The organism is Gemmobacter denitrificans, from assembly GCF_036964905.1.
Taxonomy (GTDB): Bacteria; Pseudomonadota; Alphaproteobacteria; order Rhodobacterales; family Rhodobacteraceae; genus Gemmobacter; species Gemmobacter denitrificans.
On sequence record NZ_JBALHR010000001.1, the window covers coordinates 64,004 to 86,686 of the forward strand.

A 22,683-nucleotide genomic window follows, 5' to 3' on the forward strand; every position below is an offset into this window, starting at 1 on the left:
CCCGGGGGTCCGGGGGCAGCGCCCCTGGTGCACCGGCAATGACGAGGCCCGCACATGCTGATCCTTGAATGCCCCTATTGCGGCGTGAAGGCCGAAGAAACCGAACTCAGCCCCGGCTATGAGGCGCATCTGAAACGCTTCGGCCCCGGTTCGACCGATGAAGAGTTCGAAGCCTACATGTTCGCCCGGAAGAACCCCAAGGGCGTGCATTTCGAACGCTGGCGCCATGCCTATGGCTGCGGCAAGTGGTTCCTGGCCGCGCGCTGCACCGCCACGCTGGAGGTGTTCGGCACCTATCCCGCACAAAGCAAGGAACCGCCCGCCGATCTGGTGGAGAAGATCAAGGCCAAACGGCCGGACTGGAAGGGCTACAAATGAGCACCCGTCTCGCGAAGGGGGGCCGTCTGATCGACCGGACCGCCGCCTGTGAATTCACCTTCAACGGCAAGCGTCTGAAGGGATACAAGGGCGACACATTGGCTTCGGCGCTTCTGGCCAATGACCAGATGTTGCTGGGCCGCAGCTTCAAGTATCATCGTCCGCGCGGGCTGGTGGCCTCGGGCGCCGAAGAGCCCAATGCGCTGGTGAACATGGGGCAGGGTGGCCGCTTTGAGCCCAACCAGCGCACTACCACCACGGAACTGTTCGATGGTCTGACGGCGACCTCGCAGAACCATTGGCCCAGCCTGGAATTCGATGTGGGCGTGGTGAACAACTATGCCGCGCGCTTCCTGCCTGCGGGCTTCTATTACAAGACCTTCATCCATCCGCGTTTTGCCTGGAAGCACATCTTTGAACCGATCGTCCGCCAGTCGGCGGGTCTGGGGAAGGTGCCCAAGGATCGTGACGCCGACCGCTATGAACATGCCTATGCCTTCTGCGATCTGCTGATCGTGGGTGGTGGCATTGCCGGTCTGCAGGCCGCGCTGACGGCGGCGCAGGCGGGCAAGCGCGTCTGGCTGCTGGAACAGACCGCGCATTGGGGCGGCCGCGCCCCGGTGGACGGGGTTCAGATCGACGGCGCCCCGGCAGATGTCTGGGTGAAGACCACCGTCGAAGCCCTTGCAAAGATGGACAATGTTACCTTGCGCCTGCGCTGCATGGCGGCCGGGTCTTACGATCATGGCTATGTGCTGGCCGATGAAAAGGTGGCCGATCATACACCGGGCGATGGCCGCCCGCGCCACCGGTTGTGGCGCATCCGTGCGGGTCAGGTGGTCACCGCCACCGGCGCAATCGAACGGCCCCTGTCCTTTGCGGGCAATGATGTTCCGGGCGTCATGCTGGCTTCGGCGGTGCGCGATTATGTCGTGAACCATGCCGTTGCGCCCGGCGACCGTACGGTCGTGGTCACCAATAACGATGACGCCTATCGCACGGCCATCGCGCTGAAAGAGGCGGGGTTGGAAGTGCCGGTCATCCTTGACGCCCGCGCACAAGTCACCGGTGAACTTCCGGCGCGCGCCCGCGCGCTTGGCATCCGCATCGAGGCAGGCAAGGCCATTGCCAAGGTCAAGGGCGGCAAGCGGGTTACCGGCGTTGCGATCTGTGCCCATGCCGGGCAGGGCGCGGTGCTGGAGGAGATCGCCTGCGATGCGGTTGCGATGTCGGGCGGCTGGTCGCCTGTCGTGCATCTGTGGTCGCATTGTGGCGGCAAGCTCAACTGGGACGAGGCGCAGGCCCATTTCGCCCCCGATCCGACGCGCCCGCCGCTGAACCATGACGGCTCGGCCATGGTGGTGACGGCGGGGTCGGCCTCGGGCAAGCTGATGGCGGCGGATGTGTTGGCCGATGCGGCGGCTGCCGTGGGTGGCACGGCCAGTGCCGCAGCCAGCGCCCCCAGTGAACAACCGCTGGAACCGGTCTGGATCATGCCGCAAGGGGCCCCGCCTGCGCTGCGCGCCAAGATGTGGCTGGATTACCAGAACGACGTGAAGGTCAGCGATGTGCATCTGGCTGCACGCGAAGGCTATACCTCGGTCGAACATACCAAGCGCTATACCACGCTGGGCATGGCAACCGATCAGGGCAAGCTGAGCAATATCAACGGTCTGGCGGTGCTGGCCGACAGCCTGTCGGCCACGGTGCCGCAGGTGGGCACCACCACCTTCCGCCCGCCCTATACGCCCGTGCCCTTTGGTGCGCTGGCCGGTGAATCGCGCGCCGAGATATTCCAGCCGGTGCGGGAAAGCCCGATCCATGGCTGGCACATGGCCAATGGCGCCTATATGGAGCCGGTCGGCCTGTGGCGTCGCCCCTATTGCTTCCCGCGCCCCGGCGAAACCCATGAACAGGCCGTGCATCGCGAGGTTGTCAACACCCGTGCGAATGTCGGGCTGCTTGATGCCTCGACGCTTGGCAAGATCATCGTCAAGGGCCCCGATGCGGGCAAGTTCCTGGATATGCTCTATACCAACGTCATGTCGAACCTTGGTATCGGCAAATGCCGTTATGGGTTGATGTGCAATGAACAGGGCTTCTTGTCGGATGACGGCGTGGTGGCGCGGATCGACGAGGATACCTGGCTTTGCCACACCACCTCTGGCGGGGCGGATCGTATCCACGCCTGGATGGAAGACTGGCTGCAATGCGAATGGTGGGATTGGCAGGTCTATACCGCCAATGTGACCGAGCAATTCGCCCAGATCGCCGTGGTCGGCCCCAATGCCCGCAAGGTGCTGGAACGCCTGGGAGGGATGGATGTCTCGAAAGAGGCGTTGCCTTTCATGCAATGGGCCGATGGCATTCTGGGTGGCTTCCGGGTGCGGGCCTACCGCATCTCGTTCTCGGGCGAGCTGTCCTATGAAATCGCCGTGCCCGCCAGTGAAGGCCGCGCCTTCTGGGATGCGCTGCTGGCGGCAGGGGCCGAATTCGGCATGATGCCCTATGGCACCGAATGTCTGCATATCCTGCGCGCCGAAAAGGGCTTCATCATGATCGGTGATGAAACCGATGGCACGGTGATCCCGCAGGACCTGAACCTTGGCTGGGCGATTTCCAAGAAGAAGGCCGATTATCTGGGCAAGCGCGGGCAGGAACGCACCTATCTGGCCAGCCCCGACCGCTGGAAACTGGTGGGTCTGGAAACGCTGGACGGTTCGGTCATTCAGGATGGGGCCTATGCCCCGGCACCGGGCTTCAATGCCAATGGCCAGCGCAATGTGCAGGGGCGCGTCACCTCGACCTATTATTCGCCCACGCTGAAACGCGGCATTGCCATGGGTCTGGTGAAGGGGGGCCTGACCCGGCTGGGCGAGGTGATCGAGATGACCAAGCTTGATGGCACGACCCAGCAGGTGAAGATTGTCGATCCGGTCTTCTATGACAAGGAAGGGGAAAAGCAGAATGTCTAAGATCGTCAGTGCCCTGAACGGGGCCAGCTTTGACGGCTTTGCCCGTATCCGCGAGATCGGCCCGCTGGGGATGATAAGCCTGCGCGCCAAGCCCGATCTGCCGGGTCTGGTGGCTGCCATTCAGGCGGCCACCGGCTGCGCGCTGCCCGCGCAGCGCCGGATTGTCCACAACGGGGACAAGGCGGCGGGCTGGATGTCGCCCGACGAATACCTGCTGATCGTGCCCTATGCCGATGTCGCGGCCACGCTGGCCGTGTTGGCGGAAACGCTGGCCGGTCAGCATCATCTTGCGGTGGATGTATCAGATGCCCGTGCGGTGTTCCGCATTGAAGGCGCCCGCGCGGCCGAGGTGCTGCAGAAGCTTTCGCCGGTCGATCACGCGACGCTGGCGGAAAACGAACTGCGTCGCACCCGCGCGGCCCAGGTTGCTGCCGCCTTCTGGCGTGACGAGGCAGGTTACACGCTGGTCTGTTTCCGGTCTGTTGCCACCTATGTGATGGGTTTGCTCAAGGCCAGCGCACAGCCGGGCGGCGAGCTCTTCTCGGGCTGATCATCTTTTGATTTGACTTTCCGCCAGTTTGGTTTTGCTATCACCAAAACTGAACTGGCGGAGACTCACTTGTATTTCAATATCTTGAAGGGCGCGGTTGCTGCCCTTGCCTTGACCGTAACGCCTGCCCTTGCGGAAATGTGGCGCTGCGATCTTGCTGTGACACGGGGTTTCATCCAGTCGCCGCTGCTCTTGTCCATTGATCGCAAGACCGGCGAAGGGGCCGTCTATGATCCGATCATCGCGCATTACTATGAAGAAACCCCGGTTCGGCTGAGCCATCTCAAGCTGGGCAAGGCCGAGGTTACGGCGCGCTGGCGGCTGGAGATTATCGACCGAAGCTCGGCCCGGTCGAAAGTTGACTACAAGGCCCGTCTGGATACGGCGACCGGCAAAATCTCAGTCTCTGCCAATGTGATCGCCTATCCCGAGACGAAGGGCGCGCGCGGCACCTGCGAAAAGATCAAGGACTGACCTTGGTCAATCAATTTCCACGATCGAGTGAAAGGGGTATCCCGATGAAAAAGACTGTGCTTGCAGCTCTCGCTTTGGCGGCCCTGCCAGGCATGGCTGCCGCTGAAACTGTCAAGTGGCTTTGCGTTCAGAAGAATGTAGCCAATCGCGAATGGGTCATGAAGGAAATGGTTCTGATTCAGGAAACTGAGTTTGATGTATGGTTGGTTTTTGACGGTGTGACCAAGCACTTCACGGGTGGTTCCGTTCCGGCTGACGTGAAGCGAGATGGCCAGACCGTGAAGCTGAAATGGGATGTGCGCACCCAAGGTTCGCGGGCCAGACGCGCAACTGTTTCTTATAGTGCGACCTTCAAGATAGATCAGGGCAAGATTCAGATTTCTGCGGCGCCACGGGGCTATGACAACAGCACCAATATCGGCGGAACCTGTTCAAAGCTGAAATGACCGCTTCGGCCTTACGATCCCGCGCATGACGGAAAATCACCCGCCGCCCCTTGACCTTGCGGGGCGGCGGCCTCTTATTGGCCGCAGCGGCAATCATCCCGAACAGGAGAGACTTCCATGGCCTTCACCCTTCCCGATCTGCCTTATGCCCATGATGCGCTGGCATCGTTGGGCATGTCGAAAGAGACGCTGGAATATCACCACGACCTGCACCACAAGGCCTATGTCGATAATGGCAACAAGCTGATTGCCGGCACAGAATGGGAAGGCAAGTCGCTGGACGATATCGTCAAGGGCACCTACCAGGCGGGCGCCGTGGCGCAGAACGGCATCTTCAACAATGCCAGCCAGCACTGGAACCACAACCTGTTCTGGGAAGTGATGGGCCCGGGCGAAGACAAGAAGATGCCGGGCGATCTGGAAAAGGCGCTGGTCGAGGCGTTCGGGTCTGTCGCCAAGTTCAAGGAAGATTTCGCCGCCGCCGGTGCGGGCCAGTTCGGTTCGGGCTGGGCCTGGCTGGTGAAGGACGCAGATGGCGCGCTGAAGATCACCAAGACCGAAAACGGTGTGAACCCGCTCTGCTTTGGCCAGTCTGCGCTTCTGGGTTGTGATGTGTGGGAACATTCCTACTACATCGATTTCCGCAACAAGCGCCCTGCCTATCTGACCAACTTCCTCGACAAGCTGGTGAACTGGGAAGCCGTCGCCGCCCGCATGTAATCGGGCCGCACCGGCAGACATCAGCCCGCCCGGATATCCTGTCCGGGCGGGCTTTTTCGTGCCATCGGCAAAGGGCGGTCAGTCGGCGCGGGTGGTGGTCGCGGGGGCGCTCAGGTCGCCCTGAAACACCGCCGACACCTCGGCCCGGATGATGCGGGCGATCAGCGCGCAATCCTCCAGACTGAAGGTCAGCGGCAGGCGCATGTCCACAATGCCGTGCAGGATACGGTCGGTCGCGGGCATTGGCGCGCTTGGCGCATAACGCCAGTTTTCATAGCGGCTGGTAAAGGCCACAGGGTCCGGTGCGCCGAACCATTTCAGCTCCACCCCCCGTGCGGCGCAGCGGGCCAGGACAGCGCGGATGGCATCCGCGTTCCAGTCGAGCAGCAGGAATTGAAAGGAGGAGGCCACGAAATCCTCGGCGGCAGGGCGTTCGATCAGCGTCAACCCGGGGGTTGCGGCCAGACCCCGTTCCACCACGCGGTAACGATCGTTCCAGCGGGCACATTGGCGGGCCAGATCGGCCAGTTGCGGGCGCAGGATCGCGGCGCGCAGATTGTCCATCCGGCCCGAGATATTGGGCGTGACCAGCCGCAGGTCGGCAAAGGCTTCGGGGGGCGGGGCGGCGCGGTGGCGATCATAAAGCATATAGCTGCCCGACAGCAGCACCGCCCGCGCCATGATCTGCGGATCATCCGAAATCAGCAGCCCGCCTTCGCCGGAATTCATGTGTTTGTAGGTCTGGGTGGAAAAACAACCCACCGTCCCCCAACGGCCCGTAGGCCGCCCGGCCCAGCCCGCGCCCATCGTATGGGCACAATCTTCGATCACGATTACGCCCGCCGCATCACACAGCGCCATCAGCCGGTCCATGTCGCAGACATGCCCGCGCATGTGGCTGAGCATCAGAACCCGGGCCTGATCCAGCTTGGCCGCCAGATCCTCCAGATCGATCACCAGCCCTTCGGTCACCCCGACGAAGACCGGCACAGCACCCAGGCTGGCAATCGCGCCAGGCACGGGGGCCAGCGTGAAGGCATTGGTCAGCACCCGGTCGCCCGGCCGCACGCCTACCGCCCGCAGCGCGCAGGCAAGCGCATAGCCGCCAGACGCCACTGCAAGGCAATAGCGCGCGCCGGTCAGGGCGGCAAACTCCTCCTCCAGTGCGGCGGCTTCGGCGAGCTCGCCGGGGGCGGTGTTGTAGCGGTGCAATCGCCCCGATTGCATGACCCGCAGCGCCGCTGCGATGGCCGCCTCCGGGATCGGTTCCTGCTGGGTGAAACTGCCGGTAAAGTTTTCCATGCTTTCCTTTGCGTCGGCACTGCCTTCCTGTCAATCCGGCCGTGCGGTGATGGCTTGGCAGCGCCTGAAAGACGTGCAACCAAGGGCTGCACCTGTTCGAGGGATTTCGATGCGTCTTGCCTGCCTGTTTCCAGCCGTGCTTTCGGGGCTGTGCCTTGCCGCCCCTGCCGCTGCCGCCACCACCTATGAAGGCCGCGATCAGATGCTTCTGCACTGCGCCGGGCTTTTGCTGGAGGTCTCTGAAAGGCTGACCCGGGCAGGTCATATGACCAAGGAAAACTATGCGGACTCCCAGGCGCTTGCGCTGTTGTATCTGGCAGAGTTGCCGGGCAGCGAACGCGACCGCGTCAATGCGTTGAAATCCTTCCGCAAGCGGGTGCTTGATCCGCTCAGCTTCAATGAGCTGTCGGACGAGTTGGACCGCAAGGTCGATGGCTGCAAGAAGCTGATTGATGTCGGCTGACGATCAGCCGATCAGCCGCGCGACCAGACCGGGCAGATCGGCGTAATGGTCCAGCAGGGCCTCGGGGTTCAGGCGGGCCACGCCCGGCCCTTCGGGGCCAAAGCCCACAAGGATGCACGGCACGCCCACCGCTCGCGCCGTCAGCCGGTCGGTTTCGGTATCGCCCACGATCAGCGACCGCGACACGATGCCGCCCGCCTGTTCGACTGCGGCCAGATAGGGCGCGGGGTCGGGTTTTCGGGTGGGCAGCGTGTCGGCGCCGATCAGGCTGCCGAAGAGGCCGCGGATGCCCAGGCGGGTGACCAGCGTTTCGGCCAGACCCTCGGGCTTGTTGGTGCAGATGGCGGTGGCGTAACCGGCGCTGCGCAGTGCCTCCACCGCGTCAGTCGCCCCGGGATACAGCCGGGTATGGGTGTCGATCCCGTCAGCATAGGCTTTCAGAAGCACGGGATATTGCGCGGCGATCATCGCTTCATCCAACTGCCCCAACCGTGCAAACCCCAGCTTCAACATGGCGCGGCCGCCATGGAAGGCGGTGAGCGCATCGGCCACCGGATCGAGCAGGTCGCCATGACCCAAACCCCGGAAGCAGGCATTGGCAGCGGCGATCAGATCGGCGGAGGTATCGGCCAAAGTGCCGTCCAGATCGAACACCACGGTTGGCTTGGTCTGCAACGGCATCTTGAAACCTGCGGTAAGGATGTGTGAAAGCGGACCGCTTGCGCCGCCCGCCTGCAGGGTTAAAACGGGCGCAACGATTTAGGAAGGGGTGTCATGCCGGTTTCTCTTGTCATTCTTGCGGCCGGTCAGGGCACGCGGATGAATTCCGATCTGCCGAAGGTGCTGCACAAACTGGCCGGTGCGCCGATGCTGCACCATGCCATGCAGGCGGGCGCGAGCCTTGCGCCGGAGCGCGTGGTGGTGGTGACCGGGCATGGGGCCGATCAGGTTGCGCAGGCGGCCCTTGCCTATGACGAAACCTGTCTTACCGTGTTGCAGGCTGAACAGCTGGGCACCGGCCATGCGGTGGCGCAGACCCTGCCCGTGCTGGAGGGGTTTTCCGGCGATGTGGTGGTGCTCTATGGCGACACCCCGTTTATCCAACCTGAGACGCTGGAGGCGATGCTGGAGGCGCGCGCCCGCCATGCGGTGGTGGTGCTGGGCTTTGATGCACGCGATCCGGGCCGCTATGGCCGCTTTGTCACCGAAGGCGACCGTCTGGTGCGCATCGTCGAATACAAGGATGCGACCGAGGCGGAACGCGCGATCACCCTGTGCAATTCGGGCGTGCTTTGCGCCGATGCGGGGCTGTTGCGCGATGTGCTGGGGCTGCTGAGCAATGACAATGCCGCGGGCGAATATTACCTGACCGATGTGCCCGCGCTGGCGGCAGCGCGGGGGCTGAGCTCAGGCTTTGTCATCTGCGCGGAATCGGAAACCCTGGGCATCAATACCCGGGCTGAACTGGCGCAGGCCGAGGCCGCCTTTCAGGCCCGCGCCCGGGCCGAGGCGCTTGACAACGGCGTGACGCTGACGGCGCCCGAAACCGTGTTCTTTGCACTGGATACCCATATCGGGCGCGATGCGATCATCGGGCCGAATGTGGTGTTCGGCCCCGGTGTGACCATCGAAAGCGGGGCGGAGATCAAGGCCTTCTGCCATCTGGAGGGCTGCCATGTGTCGCGCGGGGCTGATGTCGGCCCCTTTGCCCGGCTGCGCCCCGGGGCGGAACTGGCGGAATTCGTGCATGTCGGCAATTTCGTGGAAATCAAGAACGCCATTCTGGACGAAGGCGTGAAGGTGGGCCACCTGACCTATCTGGGCGATGCCGATGTGGGCGAGAATACCAATATCGGCGCGGGCACGGTGACCTGCAATTATGATGGCGTGATGAAGCACCGCACCCGGATCGGCAAGCGGGCCTTCATCGGATCGGATACCATGCTGGTGGCGCCGGTCACAGTGGGTGACGGGGCGATGACCGGATCGGGCAGCACGATCACCGAAGATGTGCCAGCGGGGGCGATTGCGCTTGGCCGCGCCCGACAGGTGAACAAGCCCGGTCTGGCGGTGAAGCTGTTCGAACGGCTGCGGGCGATCAAGGCGTCGAAGGGGAAAGCATAATGTGCGGGATTGTCGGCGTTCTGGGCAACCATCAGGTTGCGCCCCTGCTGGTCGAGGCGCTGAAGCGGCTGGAATATCGCGGCTATGACAGTGCCGGCATTGCCACGCTGAACGAGGGTCGGCTGGACCGTCGCCGGGCGGTGGGCAAGCTGGTCAATCTGTCCGACCTTCTGGTGCATGAACCGCTGGCCGGTCGGGCAGGGATCGGGCATACCCGCTGGGCCACCCATGGCGCGGCCACGGTGGCCAATGCGCACCCCCATCGCGCAGGCGGCGTGGCGGTGGTTCATAACGGCATCATCGAGAATTTCCGCGACCTGCGGGCCGAGCTGATCGGGCTGGGCTATGGCTTTGAATCGGAAACCGATACCGAAACGGTGGCGCTGCTCATGCAGCATCAGCTGTCGCTGGGGCTGGCCCCGGCCGAGGCGACAGCGGCGGTGCTGGGGCGGCTGCATGGGGCCTTTGCGCTGTGCTTCCTGTTTGACGGGCAGGATGATCTTCTGATCTGCGCCCGCAAGGGCTCGCCGCTGGCCATCGGCCATGGCGATGGCGAGATGTTCGTGGGATCGGATGCCATTGCGCTTGCCCCGATGACCGACCGCATCACCTATCTGGAAGAAGGCGACTGGGCGGTGATCACCCGCGCAGGGGCCGAGATCTTTGACATGGCCAATCGCCGGGCCAACCGGGCGATGACGCGGATTCAGGTCGATGCGACCCGGATCGAAAAGGCCGGATACAAGCATTTCATGGCGAAAGAGATCGCCGAACAGCCGGTGGTGCTGGCCGATGCGCTGAAGCATTATCTGGGTGCAGGCGGCCTGACCTTGCCGCATGCGCTGGATTTCACCCAGGTGGACCGGATCACGCTGGTGGCCTGTGGCACGGCGCATTACGCCTGTCACGTGGCGAAATACTGGTTTGAAAGCCTCGCCAAGCTGCCCTGCGACATCGATATCGCATCTGAGTTCCGCTATCGCGATGCGCCGCTGTCGCCGCAAAGCTGGGCCATGTTCATCAGCCAGTCGGGCGAGACGGCGGATACCCTTGCGGCGCTGCGCCATGCGAAGGAACGGGTGGCCAAGGTCGTGTCGGTGGTGAATGTGGCCACGTCGTCGATCGCGCGGGAAAGTGATGTGGCGCTGCCCATTCTGGCGGGGGTGGAGGTGGGCGTGGCCTCGACCAAGGCCTTTACCTGCCAACTCGCCGTGCTGGCGCTGCTGGCCTTGAAGGCGGCGCAGGATCGCGGCACGCTGACCGCTGACCAGGTGGCGACGCATCTGGCCGATTTCCGGCTGCTGCCGGGGCTGATGAACCATGCGCTGACCCTTGCGGGCGAAATCGAGGCGCTGTCCGAACATCTGGCCGGGGCGCAGGACGTGCTGTTCCTGGGCCGGGGGCCGATGTATCCGCTGGCCTTGGAAGGCGCGCTGAAGCTGAAGGAAATCAGCTATATCCATGCCGAAGGCTATGCTAGTGGCGAGCTGAAGCATGGGCCGATTGCCTTGATCGACAACCGGGTGCCGGTGATCGTGCTGGCCCCGCGTGACGCGCTGTTTGAAAAGACCGTCTCGAACATGCAAGAGGTGATGGCGCGGCATGGCAAGGTGGTGCTGATGTCCGACAAGCGCGGCGTTGCCGAGGCGGGCGCGGGCTGCTGGCAGACGTTGACCCTGCCGGAGGTGCCGGACCTGTTCGCGCCGATGCTCTATGCCATTCCGGCGCAGCTGCTGGCCTATCATACCGCGATTGCCAAGGGCACCGATGTGGACCAGCCGCGCAATCTGGCCAAATCCGTGACGGTGGAGTGAGATGGCCAAACAGTTCCCCGGTTTTGACGATGGTCACCGTGCCTTTGTCGCCGAACAGGCGGTGTTTTTCGTGGCCAGCACCGCGCCCGGCGCGCGCATCAATCTCAGCCCCAAGGGCATGGACAGTCTGCGCCTTTTGGGGCCGAACCGCCTGATCTGGCTGAATGTCACCGGATCGGGAAATGAAACCGCCGCGCATCTTCCGCTTGATCCGCGCATGACGGTGATGTGGTGCAGCTTTGGCCCACGCCCGCTGATCCTGCGCGCCTATGGAACGGCGCGGATGCTGCATCGGGGCGATGGCGAATGGGCGGCGCTGGCGGCCCAACTGCCCGATCTGCCCGGCGCACGGCAGATCTGTGACATGGCGGTCGATCTGGTGCAAAGCTCCTGTGGCTTTGCGGTGCCGATGATGGAAAGCCCGCGTGAACGCCCGGTGTTGCACGACTGGGCGGTGCAAAAGGGTGAGGCAGGCTTGCGCGAATACTGGGACAGCCGCAACCGGCAGTCCATCGACGGGCTGCCGACCGGGATCGGTGCCAATCTGGAGGAACGCGAATGACCGAAGCCGAAAGCGTGCAGGATTGGCCGGAAGACGCGCCCGAACCGGCTCCCGTACCCGTACCCGCCGATGCGGATGCCGCCCTTGCGCAGATCGCGGAGTGTGCGGTGCCGGGCAAGGCTGCGGATATGGCCGCCTATCACAAGGTGGATCGGGTCTATCTTGGGGCGGTCGTGCCTGACATCGACGCATTGACCAAGGCCTGGCGGGCGCAGATCGGTCTGGAAGAGCGTCTGGCACTGGCGCAGGGCCTGTGGGACAGCAATGTCCATGAAGGCCGGGTCGCGGCAGCCAAGCTGCTGACCCAGGCGCGCATCCGCCCGGATGATGCCGTCTGGGCCATGATCGCGACCTGGGTGCCGCAATTCGATGCCTGGGCCATTGCCGATCATGCCTGCAGCGCCGGCCAGAAACGGGTGATGGCCGATCTGTCCCGGCTGGATCAGATCGAAAGCTGGACCCAAAGCCCGCTGATGTGGCAGCGCCGCGCCGCGCTGGTCATCACCCTGCCGCTGGCCAAGCTCAACTTCCCCAAGTCCGAGGAAACCGCAGCGCGGGAACGGGTGCTGGATTGGGCAGCCAGCTATGTGCCTGATCGCGACTGGTTCATCCAGAAGGCCGTGGCCTGGTGGCTGCGCGACCTGTCCAAACATGATCCGGTGCGCACGCAAGTCTTTCTCGATGCCCACGGGGCCGGGATGAAGGCCTTTGCGCGCAAGGAAGCTGCGCAATATCTGCCCGCCTGAGCGCCGCCGCCGCCCTGTCAGGGGCGGGGCGCGGCATTTCCCAGCGGCACTACGGAGAGCGACATCTTGCCCGACCCTTGGGTCAGCTCGCTGGCATGGCCCAGATAGATCAGGGCATTGTTCGCCTCGTCATAGACCCGCGTGACCTTCAGCGATTTGAGGATCAGCGATCGACCCTCGCTGAACACTTCCTCGCCATCGGCGCCCCGGTCGATCTTGCCCAGCGTGATCGGCCCGGTCTGGCTGCAATCCACCGCTGAATAGCTGGGGTCTTCGAACCAGTTGCCATTGCTGAACCGGTCGATCAGCGACCGCTCGAAATAGGCCAGATGGCAGGTGACGCCCTGCACCTTCGGGTCTTCGAAGGCTTCGATGACAATATCGTTGCCCACCCAATCCACCCCAACCTTGCCGACTTCCTCGGCCATGGCCGGGCTTGCCAGCAGGGCAGACAGCAGCAGAACCTTGCGCATCGCGGGGAACCTCCATTGAACCACGCTCACAATCTGGGTTCTGGCGGGCGGTGGCGCAAGGCTGACGCTGCGATTGCGCCTGCACGAAGGGCTTGACGCGACTCGGGGGAAAGCGTTTATTGAACACATGTTCAATTCCTGGGAGGGGAAGATGTTCACATCTCCGATGCAGTTCGATCTGGGCGAAGACATCGCCGCCATGCGTGACATGGTGCATGCCTGGGCGCAGGACCGGGTGAAGCCGATTGCCGCACAGGTGGACCGCGACAATGTCTTCCCGTCGGATCTGTGGCGCGAGATGGGCAGCCTTGGCCTACTGGGCATTACCGTGTCAGAGGAGTATGGCGGGGCAGGGATGGGCTATCTGGCGCATGTGATTGCGACCGAGGAAATCGCCCGCGCCTCGGCCAGCATCAGCCTGTCATATGGCGCCCATTCCAACCTGTGCGTCAATCAGATGAAGCTGAATGGCAGCACGGAGCAAAAGGCGAAATACCTGCCCAAGCTGGTCTCGGGTGAACATGTCGGTGCGCTGGCCATGTCGGAACCCGGGGCCGGGTCGGATGTGGTGTCGATGAAGCTGCGCGCGGAAAAGCGCAACGGCTATTATGTTCTGAACGGGTCGAAATACTGGATCACCAATGGCCCCGATGCCGATACGCTGATCGTCTATGCCAAGACCGATCCGGAGGCCGGCCCCAAGGGCATCACGGCCTTCATCGTGGAACGTGGGTTCAAGGGCTTTTCCACCAGCCCGCATTTCGACAAGCTGGGGATGCGTGGGTCGAATACGGGCGAACTGATCTTCGACAATTGCGAAGTACCCTTCGAAAACGTGCTGGGCGAAGAGGGGCGCGGCGTGCGCGTCCTGATGTCGGGTCTGGATTATGAACGCGTCGTGCTGTCGGGCATCGGCACCGGGATCATGGCTGCCTGCCTTGACGAAGTGCTGCCTTATGCCCGCGAACGGCAGCAATTCGGTCAGCCGATCGGGAATTTCCAACTGATGCAGGCCAAGATCGCCGATATGTATGTCGCGATGAATTCGGCCCGCGCCTATGTCTATGAGGCTGCGCGCGCCTGCGACCGGGGCACGGTCACCCGGGCCGATGCGGCGGGCTGTGTGCTTTATGCCTCGGAACAGGCGATGGTGCAGGCGCATCAGGCCGTGCAGGCGCTTGGCGGGGCCGGGTTCCTGAACGACTCGACCGTCAGCCGCCTGTTCCGCGATGCCAAGCTGATGGAAATCGGCGCGGGCACCTCGGAAATCCGCCGCATGCTGATCGGCCGCGAATTGATGGCGGCGGTCTGATCGCCATGGCGGTCTGGGGCATCATGAAAAAAGGGTACGGGGAAACCCCGCACCCTTCCGCACCTTTCTGGTCCTTTCGGGGATCAGAACTTCATGATGTAGGAGACGCCCACCACCAGCGGATCGACCTCGACCTTGCCGACCTTCGCGCCGTTCAGATAGACGTCGCTGTCGATGTCGATGTAGCGGATATCCATCCGCAGCGCGCCTTTTTCGCTGATCGCGTAATCGGCACCCAGATGCGCGGCAAGGCCCCAGCTGTCCTTGATCTTCAGATCGCCCAGCGGCGACCGGTCTTCGAAGAAGGTGGTGTAGTTGATGCCCAGACCGACGAAGGGTTTGAAGGCCCCGCCCGTCGGGAAGTGGTAGTTCAGCGAGAGCGTCGGCGGCAGGTGCTTGGTCGTGCCGACCTTCGCGCCACCGACATTGATGTCATGCTTGAAGGGCAGGGCAGCCAGCACTTCCAGACCGATATTGTCCTTGATGAAGTATTCGAAGGTCAGCGTCGGGCGAACATTGTCCTCGATCTCGGTCGCGCCGCCAGCAACAGTGCCATTGTCGGATTTCGGGGCCACCAGACCCAGGCCAAAGCCCAGCGTCATGTCGCCGGCCGATTGGGCAAGCGCGGGGGCGGCCAGCGTCGCGGCCATCAGGGCGAGGGTGAGAGAGGTCAGTTTCATGGTCGTACTCACAGTTGCATTGCGCGCCGACCATGCGCCGATGATCGCTGTCATATCGTTGACATGGATCAACTTGTTGCGATCTTTGGGCGCGACATTCTGGCGCATAGTGATTTGAAATCACAAGAAAAGATGATTTTGACATACCGCTTTTCGTCCCAGCCTGCCGCCACACAGAACCCGCTCTGCCCGGCCCGGGCGGGGTGCCGTCTTCCCTTTGTTCCGGAAATGACCCCATGAAACTCACGTCCCGCATTCTCACCGGTTCTGACGGCTTCAAGGCCAATCGCGCGGCGCATCTGGCCATGCTGGATACTGTGGCCGAGGCGGCTGCGCTGGCCGCCGCAGGCGGGGGCGAAAAGGCCATGGCCCGCCATATCGCGCGCGGCAAACTCGCCCCGCGCGACCGGGTGGCGGGGCTGCTCGATCCCGGCTCGCCCTTCCTCGAAATCGGCGCAACGGCGGCCCATGGGCTTTACGATGGTGCGGCGCCCTGCGCCGGGGTCATCGCGGGCATTGGCCGGGTGCATGGGCAAGAGGTCATGGTGGTCTGCAATGATGCCACCGTGAAGGGCGGCACCTATTACCCGATGACCGTCAAGAAACACCTGCGCGCGCAGGAAATCGCGCAGGAATGCGCGCTGCCTTGCGTTTATCTGGTGGATAGCGGTGGCGCCAACCTGCCCAATCAGGATGAGGTCTTCCCTGACCGCGATCATTTCGGCCGCATCTTCTACAATCAGGCGCGGATGAGTGCGCAGGGCATCCCGCAAATCGCCGTCGTCATGGGCTCTTGCACCGCAGGCGGCGCCTATGTCCCCGCCATGTCCGATGTCACCATCATCGTGCGGGATCAGGGCACCATCTTCCTTGCGGGCCCCCCCTTGGTGCGCGCCGCGACGGGCGAGGTGGTCAGCGCCGAAGACCTGGGCGGCGGCGATGTGCATACTCGCCTGTCGGGCGTGGCCGATTATCTGGCCGAGGATGATGCCCATGCCCTGGCCCTTGCCCGCCGCGCGCTCAGCCACCTGAACCGTAGCCGCCCCGCCACCGTGCAATGGCAGGCCCCCGAAGACCCGGCCTATGACCCCGAGGAGATCCTCGGCGTGGTGCCGGGCGATCTGCGCACACCCTATGACATCCGCGAGGTCATCGCCCGCGTGGTGGATGGCTCGTGCTTTGACGAGTTCAAACCCCGCTTCGGCGAAACCCTCGTCACCGGTTTTGCCCATGTGATGGGCTGCCCGGTGGGGATCATCGCCAATAACGGCGTGCTGTTCTCCGAAGCCGCGATCAAGGGCGCGCATTTCGTCGAACTCTGCAGCCAGCGCAATATCCCGCTGGTCTTTTTGCAAAACATCACCGGCTTCATGGTGGGCCGCAAATACGAAAACGAGGGCATCGCCCGCCACGGCGCCAAGATGGTCACCGCCGTCGCCGCCACCAATGTGCCCAAGATCACCATGCTGGTCGGCGGCAGCTTCGGCGCGGGCAATTACGGCATGGCAGGCCGCGCCTATCAGCCCCGCTTCCTCTGGACATGGCCCAACAGCCGCATCTCGGTCATGGGCGGCGAACAGGCGGCAGGGGTGCTGGCCACCGTGAAACGCGACGGGATCGAGCGCGCAGGCGGCACCTGGTCGGCCGAGGACGAGGCCGAATTCAAACGCCCCACCATCGAGATGTTCGAACGTCAAAGCCACCCGCTCTACGCCTCGGCCCGGCTCTGGGATGACGGCATCATTGACCCGCGCAAGACAAGGGCGACCCTCGCCCTCTCGCTCTCTGCCGCGTTGAATGCCCCGATTGAACCCACGCGCTTTGGCGTGTTCCGGATGTGAGGCGTCGCATGTCGCCGGATCTTCTGGTCTATGTCGCGTTGCTGCTCGCCGGGTTGCTGGCGCTGGCCGGACGTTACGCGCCTCATGAGCAACTCAGCGAACAGGGGTGTCGGATAGGGGCGGTGCTGGATGGTGATACGGTGCATCTGATCTGCGGCACTGTCACCGAAACAGCCCGGCTTCACGGCTATGACGCGCCGGAAACCCGCGATGCGGCATGCGAGGCCGAGCGCGCATTGGGCAAACGCGCAACCTTGCGCCTGCGGGAACTGGTCGCGGATGCACAGCCCGGCATTGCCGATCTGGGGCGCGACAAATATGGCCGCCGTCTGATCCGGCTGCGCCTGAACGGGCAGGACGTGGCGGATCGCATGGTGGCCGAAGGATTGGCTACGCCCTATGCGGGTGGCAAGCGGATCAACTGGTGCAAGGGGCTGCCGCAATGATCGACACGCGCTTTACCCGCGCTTTCGGTTTGGTCCATCCGGTTGCGCTGGCCCCCATGGCGGGTGCCGCCGGGGGACGGTTGGCCGCGGCCGTTGCCCGGTCCGGGGGGCTTGGCCTGTTGGGCGGCGGTTATGGCGATGCCGACTGGATCGCCCGGGAATGGGATCTGGCCGAAGGGGCCGCCATCGGTATCGGCTTCATCACCTGGAAGCTGACGGCTGACCTTCTGGCCCGCTGCCTTGATCGCGGCCCGCGTGCCGTCATGCTGTCCTTTGGTGACCCTGCGCCCTTTGCCGCCGCAATCCAAGCTGCCGGGGTGCCCCTGATCTGCCAATGTCAGACGCTGGAGCATGCCCGCGCGGCGCTGGAGTCCGGGGCGCGGATCATCGTCGCCCAAGGGGCCGAAGCGGGCGGCCATGGTGCGACGCGCGGCACGATCAGCCTGACGCCGGAGATTGCCGATCTCATGGCCGCCCGCGCGCCCGAAACCCTGCTGCTGGCGGCGGGGGGCATTGCCGATGGCCGGGGCCTTGCGGCGGCGCTCATGCTTGGGGCCGATGGCGCGCTGATCGGCAGCCGGTTCTGGGCCGCGTCCGAGGCGCTGGTGCCCGCAGGTTTTCACCGCGCCGCGCTGGCCGCCGATGGCGATGCCACGCTGCGCACCCGCGCGGTGGATGCCGTGCGCGGGCTTGGCTGGCCCGATCCCTTCACCATCCGCGTCATGCGTTCAGGCTTCACTGACCGCTGGCACAGCACCCCAGACGCCCTGCGCGCGCCCGGTGCCGCCAATGCCCGCGCCGATTGGACTGCGGCTCAGGCGATGGGCGATGCCGAAAATGGCAGCCCCGTTGCGGGCGAAGCCATTGGCCTGATCCGCGATACTGCCCCCGCTGCCGACCTGCTCGCCTGGATCGGGGCCGAGGCCGAGCAGCGTTTGTCCCTGTTCCAACTTTCCCGGGGGGAGGTGCCTGTCGCGCCCACCCCCGATCATCCCGCAGCAGAGGTCTGAGCCCATGTTCCAGAAAATCCTGATCGCCAACCGGGGTGAGATTGCCTGCCGCATCATTGCCACTGCCCGCCGTCTGGGCGTGGCGAGTGTCGCGGTCTATTCGTCGGCCGATGCACAAGCCCTCCATGTCGCCCTGGCCGATGAGGCCGTGGCCATCGGCGGCCCGGCCCCGCGCGACAGCTATCTGCGCGGCGATGCGATCATCGCCGCCGCCCTCGCCACGGGTGCCCAAGCCATCCATCCCGGTTATGGCTTCCTGTCGGAAAACCCCGATTTCGTCGATGCGGTGCAGGCCGCAGGCCTCACCTTCATCGGCCCCTCGGGTCAGGCGATCCGCGCCATGGGCCTCAAGGATGCCGCCAAGGCGCTGATGTCGCAGGCGGGCGTGCCGGTGGTGCCGGGCTATCACGGGGCCAATCAAGACCCCGCCTTCCTCGCCGATCAAGCCGCCCGGATCGGCTACCCCGTCCTCATCAAGGCGGTGGCCGGCGGCGGCGGCAAGGGCATGCGCAAGGTGACCCGCGCGGCGGATTTCCTCGACGCCCTCGCCTCGGCGCAAGGCGAGGCCGCCACCGCCTTCGGCAATCAGGCCGTGCTGATCGAGAAGTATGTCGAAAAGCCCCGCCATATCGAGGTGCAGGTCTTTGGCGATGGCAAGGATGCCGTGCACCTCTATGAACGCGACTGCTCGCTCCAGCGCCGCCACCAGAAGGTGATCGAGGAAGCCCCGGCCCCCGGCATGCCGCCCGAGATGCGCGCCGCCATGGGCGAGGCCGCCGTGCGCGCCGCCCGCACGATTCAGTACAAGGGGGCAGGCACTATCGAATTTATCGTGGATGCCTCCGAAGGCCTGCGCGCCGACCGTTTCTGGTTCATGGAGATGAACACCCGCCTGCAAGTCGAACACCCGGTGACCGAGGCGATCACCGGCCTTGATCTGGTGGAATGGCAGCTTCGCGTCGCGAGCGGTGAACCGCTGCCCCTGCGGCAAGACCAGATCCCTCTGACGGGCCACGCCTTCGAGGCCCGGCTTTACGCCGAGGATGTGCCCGCAGGCTTCCTGCCCGCCACCGGGCGGCTGGCGCATCTCGCCTTCCCGCCGGGCTGCCGGGCCGATACTGGCGTGCGCTCGGGCGACACGATCAGCCCCTGGTATGACCCGATGATTGCCAAGGTGATCGTCCATGGCCCGACTCGCGCCGCCGCGTTGCAGCAACTGGCCCGCGCGCTGGATCAGACGCAGGTGGCAGGCACCGTCACCAACCTCGCCTTCCTTGGCGCGCTGGCCCGCCACCCGGGCTTTGCGGCCGGCGACGTGGATACCGGGTTGATCGAGCGCGACTTGGCCACCCTCGTCACCACCCCGACCCCTTCGCAGGTGGTGATCGTGGCTACCCTTCTGGCGCATGGGGCTCCTCTGCCCCAGGATGCGCAACCGGTATCGCTGACGGGCTTTACCCTTTGGGCACCGCTCAGTCGCACCCTTGCAGTGCAGCACGCGGGTGAGACGATCGAGGCGCGGCTGATCTGGCGCGACGGTCAGCCTCTGGTTTGCCTGGATGGTTCCGAACATGCCGCCCCCCGCCTGCCGGTTGTGCGCTGCGGAGATGACATCCATGTCTTCGAACATGGACAGTGTTTCACTTTCACCCCGGTCGATCCATTGGCGCACGAGGCAGCTGCTGGCGCCGCTGGCAATGCCACGCTCTCTCCCATGCCGGGGTTGGTGAAGGCGGTGTTTGTCACGCCGGGGCAGGCGGTGCAGGCGGGCGATCGTCTGGCGATCCTCGAGGCGATGAAGATGGAACATACGCTCACCGCCGCCCGCGATGGTGTGATCGCCGAGATTCTGACAGCACCGGGCGCCCAGGTCGAGGCCGGGGCCGCGCTGATCCTGCTGGCCGAGGAGGCGCCCGCATGATCCGCCTGCACCACGTTCCGGGCGCGCGCAGCTTCCGCATCTTGTGGCTGCTCGAGGAATTGGGGCTGGATTATGAGGTGCAGAACTGGCGCCTCGATGATGGCTCCACCCGCAGCGCCGCCTTCCGCGCGCTCTCGCCCATGGGCCGCATCCCGGTGTTGGAATGGGACGGGTTAACCATTTCGGAGAGCGGCGCGATCCTGCAAACCCTGCTGGAACGCCACCCTGACTCTGGGCTCGCCCCCGCCGTCACAGCCCCCGACCGGCCGCGTTTCCTCGAATGGCTCCACTTCGCCGAAACCCAGGCGCCCATTCTGGAGCAGTTGAACATCCAGCACATCTTCCTCCGCCCGGTCGAGGCCCGCTCGCCGGTGCTGATGAAGCTGCTTACCAAGCGGCTGGAGGTCACGATGAAGGTGATGGAGACCGCGCTGGAGAATCGAAAAACACTCATGGAATCAGGGTTTTCTGGCGCGGATGTAATGTTGGGATTCAACATTCCCGCCGTGTTCCGCTTTGTGCGGCGCGACAGTTACCCCCGCCTGTCCGCCTATGCTGAGGCTATGGCCGCCCGCCCGGCCTATATCCGCGCCATGGCCCGCGCCGGGGCTGACACGCTCTATACCCGTGATTTTTACGAGACCCCAAATGTCTGATTTTGTTGAAATCTTTGAAATGGGCCCGCGCGACGGCCTGCAAAACGAAAAGCGTCTGATCCCGGCGGCGGACAAGATCGCGCTGGTCAACCTCTTGTCTTCCATAGGGTTTCGCCGGATCGAGGTCACCAGTTTCGTCAGCCCGAAATGGGTGCCGCAAATGGCCGACGCGGCTGAGGTGCTGGCGGGCATCTCCCGCGCGCCCGGTATCAGCTATGCCGCGCTGACCCCCAACCTCAAGGGCTATGAGGCCGCCCGCGCCGCCCGCGCCGATGAGGTGGCAATCTTCGCCTCCGCCTCCGAAGGCTTCAGTCAGGCCAACCTGAATTGCTCGATTTCTCAAAGCCTTGAGCGTTTCGCGCCAGTGGCCGAGGCCGCCCGCGCCGACGGCATTCCGCTGCGTGGCTATGTCTCGGTGGTGACCGATTGCCCCTTTGACGGCCCAACGCCCCCCGCCCAGGTGGCCCGCGTCGCCGCTGCCCTGCGCGACATGGGCTGTTATGAGATCAGCTTGGGCGATACGATCGGCCATGGCACGCCGCATACCATCCGCGCCATGCTGAAGGCTGTGCTGGCCGAGGTGCCAGCAGCCCAACTCGCCGGGCATTACCACGATACCAGGGGCCGCGCGCTGGAAAATATCGAGCAATCCTTGGCACTTGGTCTGCGCGTCTTTGATGCCGCCGTGGGCGGCCTGGGCGGTTGCCCCTATGCGCCGGGGGCTGCGGGCAATGTCGCGACCGAGGCGGTCGCGGCGCGTCTGGCCGATCTGGGGTTCGAGACCGGTCTAAATCCCGTATTGCTGGGAAAGGCCGCTGAAATGGCGCGCAGTCTGCGTCTCGAAAATCCTTGAAATGCACGCAGAATCAAAAACAAGCGGCTCATTCCTCAAGTTACACATCAAGGTGCGAAATGTTTGAAACCCTCACCCTTGCCACCGATCTGCGCGGCGTTGCGACACTGACGCTGAACCGGCCCGACAAGCATAATACCCTGTCGGCCCAGATGATTGAGGAATTGACCCAAGCCGCACATCAGCTTGGTGCCGATCCTGCGGTGCGCGTGGTTGTCCTGACAGGGGCCGGCACCAGTTTCTGCGCGGGCGGCGATCTGACCTGGATGAAGGCGCAGATCGAGGCGGATGCGGAAACCCGCCGCGCCGGAGCCACGGCGCTGGCCCTGATGCTGCAGGCGCTGGATACTCTGCCCAAGCCACTGATCGGGCGGGTGCAGGGGCAGGCCTATGGCGGCGGGGTGGGCATGATGGCGGTCTGCGATCTGTGCATCGGCGTGCCCGAGGCGAAGTTCGGCCTGACCGAAACGAAGCTGGGCCTGATCCCCGCCACCATCTCGCCCTATGTGGTGGCCCGGATGGGCGCTGCCGCGGCACGGCGGCATTTCCTGTCGGCCCGCCTGTTCGACGCAGCCGAGGCGCATCGCATCGGCCTTCTGTCTCAGATTGTCACTGCGGCGGATCTCGATGCGGCGGTCGAGGCCGAAGTGGCCCCATTCCTGCAATGCGCGCCGGGTGCGGTGGCCGACTCCAAGGCACTGGTGGCCATGCTGGCCCCGCCGCTGGACCGCGCGCTGATCGACGCCACGATCGACCGGCTGGTTGCCCGCTGGGAGAGCCTGGAATCCGCCGAAGGAATCGCCGCTTTTCTGGGCAAACGCAAACCGTCCTGGGCAGTCTGACCGGCATTCCTTTCACAGCAATCGGTCATCGCGCGAATCTGCTTGCAGTCGTATTCCGCATGTGGAATGTGAATGCACATTCACGTGATCCGACC

At 64.2% G+C, this 22,683-nt stretch carries 24 protein-coding genes; 20 read left to right on the forward strand and 4 right to left on the reverse strand.

Going from position 1 to position 22,683, the window contains the following annotated elements; genetic code table 11:
• Window positions 1-54: 54 nt before the first annotated feature.
• The 6 genes from V6590_RS00320 (at window position 55) to V6590_RS00345 (ending at window position 5,543) form a co-directional block, all read left to right on the forward strand.
• Window positions 55-378: a sarcosine oxidase subunit delta gene (locus V6590_RS00320; RefSeq protein ID WP_335417806.1), complete on the forward strand. Its 324-nt coding sequence runs from the start codon at window positions 55-57 to the stop codon at window positions 376-378.
• A complete protein-coding gene (locus tag V6590_RS00325) occupies window positions 375-3,353 on the forward strand; it encodes a sarcosine oxidase subunit alpha family protein (RefSeq protein WP_335417809.1) in 2,979 nt (992 codons plus the stop codon). Before V6590_RS00320 ends, V6590_RS00325 begins: the two co-directional genes overlap by 4 nt.
• On the forward strand, window positions 3,346-3,903 hold the full coding sequence (locus V6590_RS00330; RefSeq protein WP_335417813.1) for a sarcosine oxidase subunit gamma: 558 nt from the start codon (window positions 3,346-3,348) through the stop codon (window positions 3,901-3,903). The genes V6590_RS00325 and V6590_RS00330 overlap by 8 nt, the downstream gene beginning before the upstream one ends.
• A 69-nt stretch (window positions 3,904-3,972) precedes the next feature.
• Entirely contained in the window at window positions 3,973-4,377 is a 405-nt protein-coding gene (locus tag V6590_RS00335; protein WP_335417816.1) for a hypothetical protein, read from the forward strand.
• 44 nt (window positions 4,378-4,421) lie between these two features.
• Entirely contained in the window at window positions 4,422-4,823 is a 402-nt protein-coding gene (locus tag V6590_RS00340) for a hypothetical protein (protein ID WP_335417818.1), read from the forward strand.
• A gap of 117 nt (window positions 4,824-4,940) precedes the next feature.
• Complete coding sequence (locus tag V6590_RS00345; RefSeq protein WP_335417821.1) at window positions 4,941-5,543, forward strand: superoxide dismutase; 603 nt, start codon at window positions 4,941-4,943, stop codon at window positions 5,541-5,543.
• A 78-nt stretch (window positions 5,544-5,621) separates the two neighbouring features.
• On the opposite strand, the gene V6590_RS00350 is transcribed toward V6590_RS00345, so the two are convergent.
• Entirely contained in the window at window positions 5,622-6,845 is a 1,224-nt protein-coding gene (locus V6590_RS00350) for a DegT/DnrJ/EryC1/StrS family aminotransferase (RefSeq protein ID WP_335417825.1), read from the reverse strand.
• Between the two features lie 109 nt (window positions 6,846-6,954).
• On the opposite strand from V6590_RS00350, the gene V6590_RS00355 reads away from it, so the two are divergent.
• Window positions 6,955-7,308, forward strand: coding sequence for a hypothetical protein (locus tag V6590_RS00355; protein ID WP_335417828.1), 354 nt, complete (start codon window positions 6,955-6,957; stop codon window positions 7,306-7,308).
• 3 nt (window positions 7,309-7,311) lie between these two features.
• Here the strand turns inward: V6590_RS00355 and V6590_RS00360 are convergent, their stop codons facing one another.
• Window positions 7,312-7,989: an HAD-IA family hydrolase gene (locus V6590_RS00360; RefSeq protein ID WP_335417831.1), complete on the reverse strand. Its 678-nt coding sequence runs from the start codon at window positions 7,987-7,989 to the stop codon at window positions 7,312-7,314.
• Window positions 7,990-8,082: 93 nt separating this feature from the next.
• On the opposite strand from V6590_RS00360, the gene glmU reads away from it, so the two are divergent.
• Genes glmU through V6590_RS00380 form a run of 4 tightly spaced genes read left to right on the forward strand, consistent with a single transcriptional unit; the run spans window position 8,083 to window position 12,554 of the window.
• Window positions 8,083-9,432, forward strand: a complete 1,350-nt coding sequence (glmU, locus tag V6590_RS00365) for a bifunctional UDP-N-acetylglucosamine diphosphorylase/glucosamine-1-phosphate N-acetyltransferase GlmU (RefSeq protein ID WP_335417835.1) — start codon at window positions 8,083-8,085, stop codon at window positions 9,430-9,432.
• Window positions 9,432-11,246, forward strand: a complete 1,815-nt coding sequence (glmS, locus tag V6590_RS00370; RefSeq protein WP_335417838.1) for a glutamine--fructose-6-phosphate transaminase (isomerizing) — start codon at window positions 9,432-9,434, stop codon at window positions 11,244-11,246. Before glmU ends, glmS begins: the two co-directional genes overlap by 1 nt.
• 1 nt (window position 11,247) lies before the next feature.
• Window positions 11,248-11,808: a pyridoxamine 5'-phosphate oxidase family protein gene (locus V6590_RS00375; RefSeq protein WP_335417842.1), complete on the forward strand. Its 561-nt coding sequence runs from the start codon at window positions 11,248-11,250 to the stop codon at window positions 11,806-11,808.
• Window positions 11,805-12,554 carry a DNA alkylation repair protein gene (locus tag V6590_RS00380; RefSeq protein WP_335417844.1) on the forward strand — a complete coding sequence of 250 codons (750 nt, stop codon included), beginning with the start codon at window positions 11,805-11,807 and terminating at the stop codon, window positions 12,552-12,554. The genes V6590_RS00375 and V6590_RS00380 overlap by 4 nt, the downstream gene beginning before the upstream one ends.
• 17 nt (window positions 12,555-12,571) lie before the next feature.
• Here the strand turns inward: V6590_RS00380 and V6590_RS00385 are convergent, their stop codons facing one another.
• Window positions 12,572-13,027 carry a CreA family protein gene (locus tag V6590_RS00385; RefSeq protein WP_335417847.1) on the reverse strand — a complete coding sequence of 152 codons (456 nt, stop codon included), beginning with the start codon at window positions 13,025-13,027 and terminating at the stop codon, window positions 12,572-12,574.
• A gap of 151 nt (window positions 13,028-13,178) precedes the next feature.
• Here V6590_RS00385 and V6590_RS00390 point away from each other — a divergent pair, with 151 nt between their 5' ends.
• A complete protein-coding gene (locus V6590_RS00390) occupies window positions 13,179-14,339 on the forward strand; it encodes an isovaleryl-CoA dehydrogenase (protein ID WP_335417850.1) in 1,161 nt (386 codons plus the stop codon).
• A gap of 83 nt (window positions 14,340-14,422) precedes the next feature.
• Here the strand turns inward: V6590_RS00390 and V6590_RS00395 are convergent, their stop codons facing one another.
• A complete protein-coding gene (locus V6590_RS00395; RefSeq protein ID WP_335417852.1) occupies window positions 14,423-15,019 on the reverse strand; it encodes an OmpW/AlkL family protein in 597 nt (198 codons plus the stop codon).
• 63 nt (window positions 15,020-15,082) lie between these two features.
• On the opposite strand from V6590_RS00395, the gene V6590_RS00400 reads away from it, so the two are divergent.
• From V6590_RS00400 to V6590_RS00435, 8 genes are read left to right on the forward strand one after another with little or no spacing between them, the layout of a single operon-like run.
• Window positions 15,083-15,259, forward strand: a complete 177-nt coding sequence (locus V6590_RS00400; RefSeq protein WP_335417855.1) for a hypothetical protein — start codon at window positions 15,083-15,085, stop codon at window positions 15,257-15,259.
• Window positions 15,256-16,860, forward strand: coding sequence for a carboxyl transferase domain-containing protein (locus V6590_RS00405; RefSeq protein ID WP_335417857.1), 1,605 nt, complete (start codon window positions 15,256-15,258; stop codon window positions 16,858-16,860). The genes V6590_RS00400 and V6590_RS00405 overlap by 4 nt, the downstream gene beginning before the upstream one ends.
• Before the next feature lie 8 nt (window positions 16,861-16,868).
• Window positions 16,869-17,306, forward strand: a complete 438-nt coding sequence (locus tag V6590_RS00410; protein ID WP_335417860.1) for a thermonuclease family protein — start codon at window positions 16,869-16,871, stop codon at window positions 17,304-17,306.
• Entirely contained in the window at window positions 17,303-18,316 is a 1,014-nt protein-coding gene (locus tag V6590_RS00415) for an NAD(P)H-dependent flavin oxidoreductase (protein WP_335417861.1), read from the forward strand. Before V6590_RS00410 ends, V6590_RS00415 begins: the two co-directional genes overlap by 4 nt.
• 4 nt (window positions 18,317-18,320) lie before the next feature.
• On the forward strand, window positions 18,321-20,237 hold the full coding sequence (locus tag V6590_RS00420; RefSeq protein WP_335417864.1) for an acetyl/propionyl/methylcrotonyl-CoA carboxylase subunit alpha: 1,917 nt from the start codon (window positions 18,321-18,323) through the stop codon (window positions 20,235-20,237).
• Window positions 20,234-20,893 carry a glutathione S-transferase family protein gene (locus V6590_RS00425; RefSeq protein ID WP_335417868.1) on the forward strand — a complete coding sequence of 220 codons (660 nt, stop codon included), beginning with the start codon at window positions 20,234-20,236 and terminating at the stop codon, window positions 20,891-20,893. Before V6590_RS00420 ends, V6590_RS00425 begins: the two co-directional genes overlap by 4 nt.
• Complete coding sequence (locus V6590_RS00430) at window positions 20,886-21,746, forward strand: hydroxymethylglutaryl-CoA lyase (protein WP_335417871.1); 861 nt, start codon at window positions 20,886-20,888, stop codon at window positions 21,744-21,746. Before V6590_RS00425 ends, V6590_RS00430 begins: the two co-directional genes overlap by 8 nt.
• A gap of 59 nt (window positions 21,747-21,805) precedes the next feature.
• Entirely contained in the window at window positions 21,806-22,588 is a 783-nt protein-coding gene (locus V6590_RS00435) for a crotonase/enoyl-CoA hydratase family protein (RefSeq protein WP_335417874.1), read from the forward strand.
• Window positions 22,589-22,683 lie beyond the last annotated feature (95 nt).

Excerpts from the sequence above, each read along its gene's own strand:
- V6590_RS00320 (WP_335417806.1), top strand. The coding sequence starts at position 55 with ATGCTGATCCTTGAATGCCCCTATTGCGGCGTGAAGGCCGAAGAAACC.
- V6590_RS00325 (WP_335417809.1), top strand. The coding sequence starts at position 375 with ATGAGCACCCGTCTCGCGAAGGGGGGCCGTCTGATCGACCGGACCGCC.
- V6590_RS00330 (WP_335417813.1), top strand. The coding sequence starts at position 3,346 with ATGTCTAAGATCGTCAGTGCCCTGAACGGGGCCAGCTTTGACGGCTTT.
- V6590_RS00340 (WP_335417818.1), top strand. The coding sequence starts at position 4,422 with ATGAAAAAGACTGTGCTTGCAGCTCTCGCTTTGGCGGCCCTGCCAGGC.
- V6590_RS00345 (WP_335417821.1), top strand. The coding sequence starts at position 4,941 with ATGGCCTTCACCCTTCCCGATCTGCCTTATGCCCATGATGCGCTGGCA.
- V6590_RS00350 (WP_335417825.1), bottom strand. The coding sequence starts at position 6,845 with ATGGAAAACTTTACCGGCAGTTTCACCCAGCAGGAACCGATCCCGGAG.
- V6590_RS00355 (WP_335417828.1), top strand. The coding sequence starts at position 6,955 with ATGCGTCTTGCCTGCCTGTTTCCAGCCGTGCTTTCGGGGCTGTGCCTT.
- V6590_RS00360 (WP_335417831.1), bottom strand. The coding sequence starts at position 7,989 with ATGCCGTTGCAGACCAAGCCAACCGTGGTGTTCGATCTGGACGGCACT.
- glmU (WP_335417835.1), top strand. The coding sequence starts at position 8,083 with ATGCCGGTTTCTCTTGTCATTCTTGCGGCCGGTCAGGGCACGCGGATG.
- glmS (WP_335417838.1), top strand. The coding sequence starts at position 9,432 with ATGTGCGGGATTGTCGGCGTTCTGGGCAACCATCAGGTTGCGCCCCTG.
- V6590_RS00375 (WP_335417842.1), top strand. The coding sequence starts at position 11,248 with ATGGCCAAACAGTTCCCCGGTTTTGACGATGGTCACCGTGCCTTTGTC.
- V6590_RS00380 (WP_335417844.1), top strand. The coding sequence starts at position 11,805 with ATGACCGAAGCCGAAAGCGTGCAGGATTGGCCGGAAGACGCGCCCGAA.
- V6590_RS00385 (WP_335417847.1), bottom strand. The coding sequence starts at position 13,027 with ATGCGCAAGGTTCTGCTGCTGTCTGCCCTGCTGGCAAGCCCGGCCATG.
- V6590_RS00390 (WP_335417850.1), top strand. The coding sequence starts at position 13,179 with ATGTTCACATCTCCGATGCAGTTCGATCTGGGCGAAGACATCGCCGCC.
- V6590_RS00395 (WP_335417852.1), bottom strand. The coding sequence starts at position 15,019 with ATGAAACTGACCTCTCTCACCCTCGCCCTGATGGCCGCGACGCTGGCC.
- V6590_RS00400 (WP_335417855.1), top strand. The coding sequence starts at position 15,083 with ATGGATCAACTTGTTGCGATCTTTGGGCGCGACATTCTGGCGCATAGT.
- V6590_RS00405 (WP_335417857.1), top strand. The coding sequence starts at position 15,256 with ATGAAACTCACGTCCCGCATTCTCACCGGTTCTGACGGCTTCAAGGCC.
- V6590_RS00410 (WP_335417860.1), top strand. The coding sequence starts at position 16,869 with ATGTCGCCGGATCTTCTGGTCTATGTCGCGTTGCTGCTCGCCGGGTTG.
- V6590_RS00415 (WP_335417861.1), top strand. The coding sequence starts at position 17,303 with ATGATCGACACGCGCTTTACCCGCGCTTTCGGTTTGGTCCATCCGGTT.
- V6590_RS00420 (WP_335417864.1), top strand. The coding sequence starts at position 18,321 with ATGTTCCAGAAAATCCTGATCGCCAACCGGGGTGAGATTGCCTGCCGC.
- V6590_RS00425 (WP_335417868.1), top strand. The coding sequence starts at position 20,234 with ATGATCCGCCTGCACCACGTTCCGGGCGCGCGCAGCTTCCGCATCTTG.
- V6590_RS00430 (WP_335417871.1), top strand. The coding sequence starts at position 20,886 with ATGTCTGATTTTGTTGAAATCTTTGAAATGGGCCCGCGCGACGGCCTG.
- V6590_RS00435 (WP_335417874.1), top strand. The coding sequence starts at position 21,806 with ATGTTTGAAACCCTCACCCTTGCCACCGATCTGCGCGGCGTTGCGACA.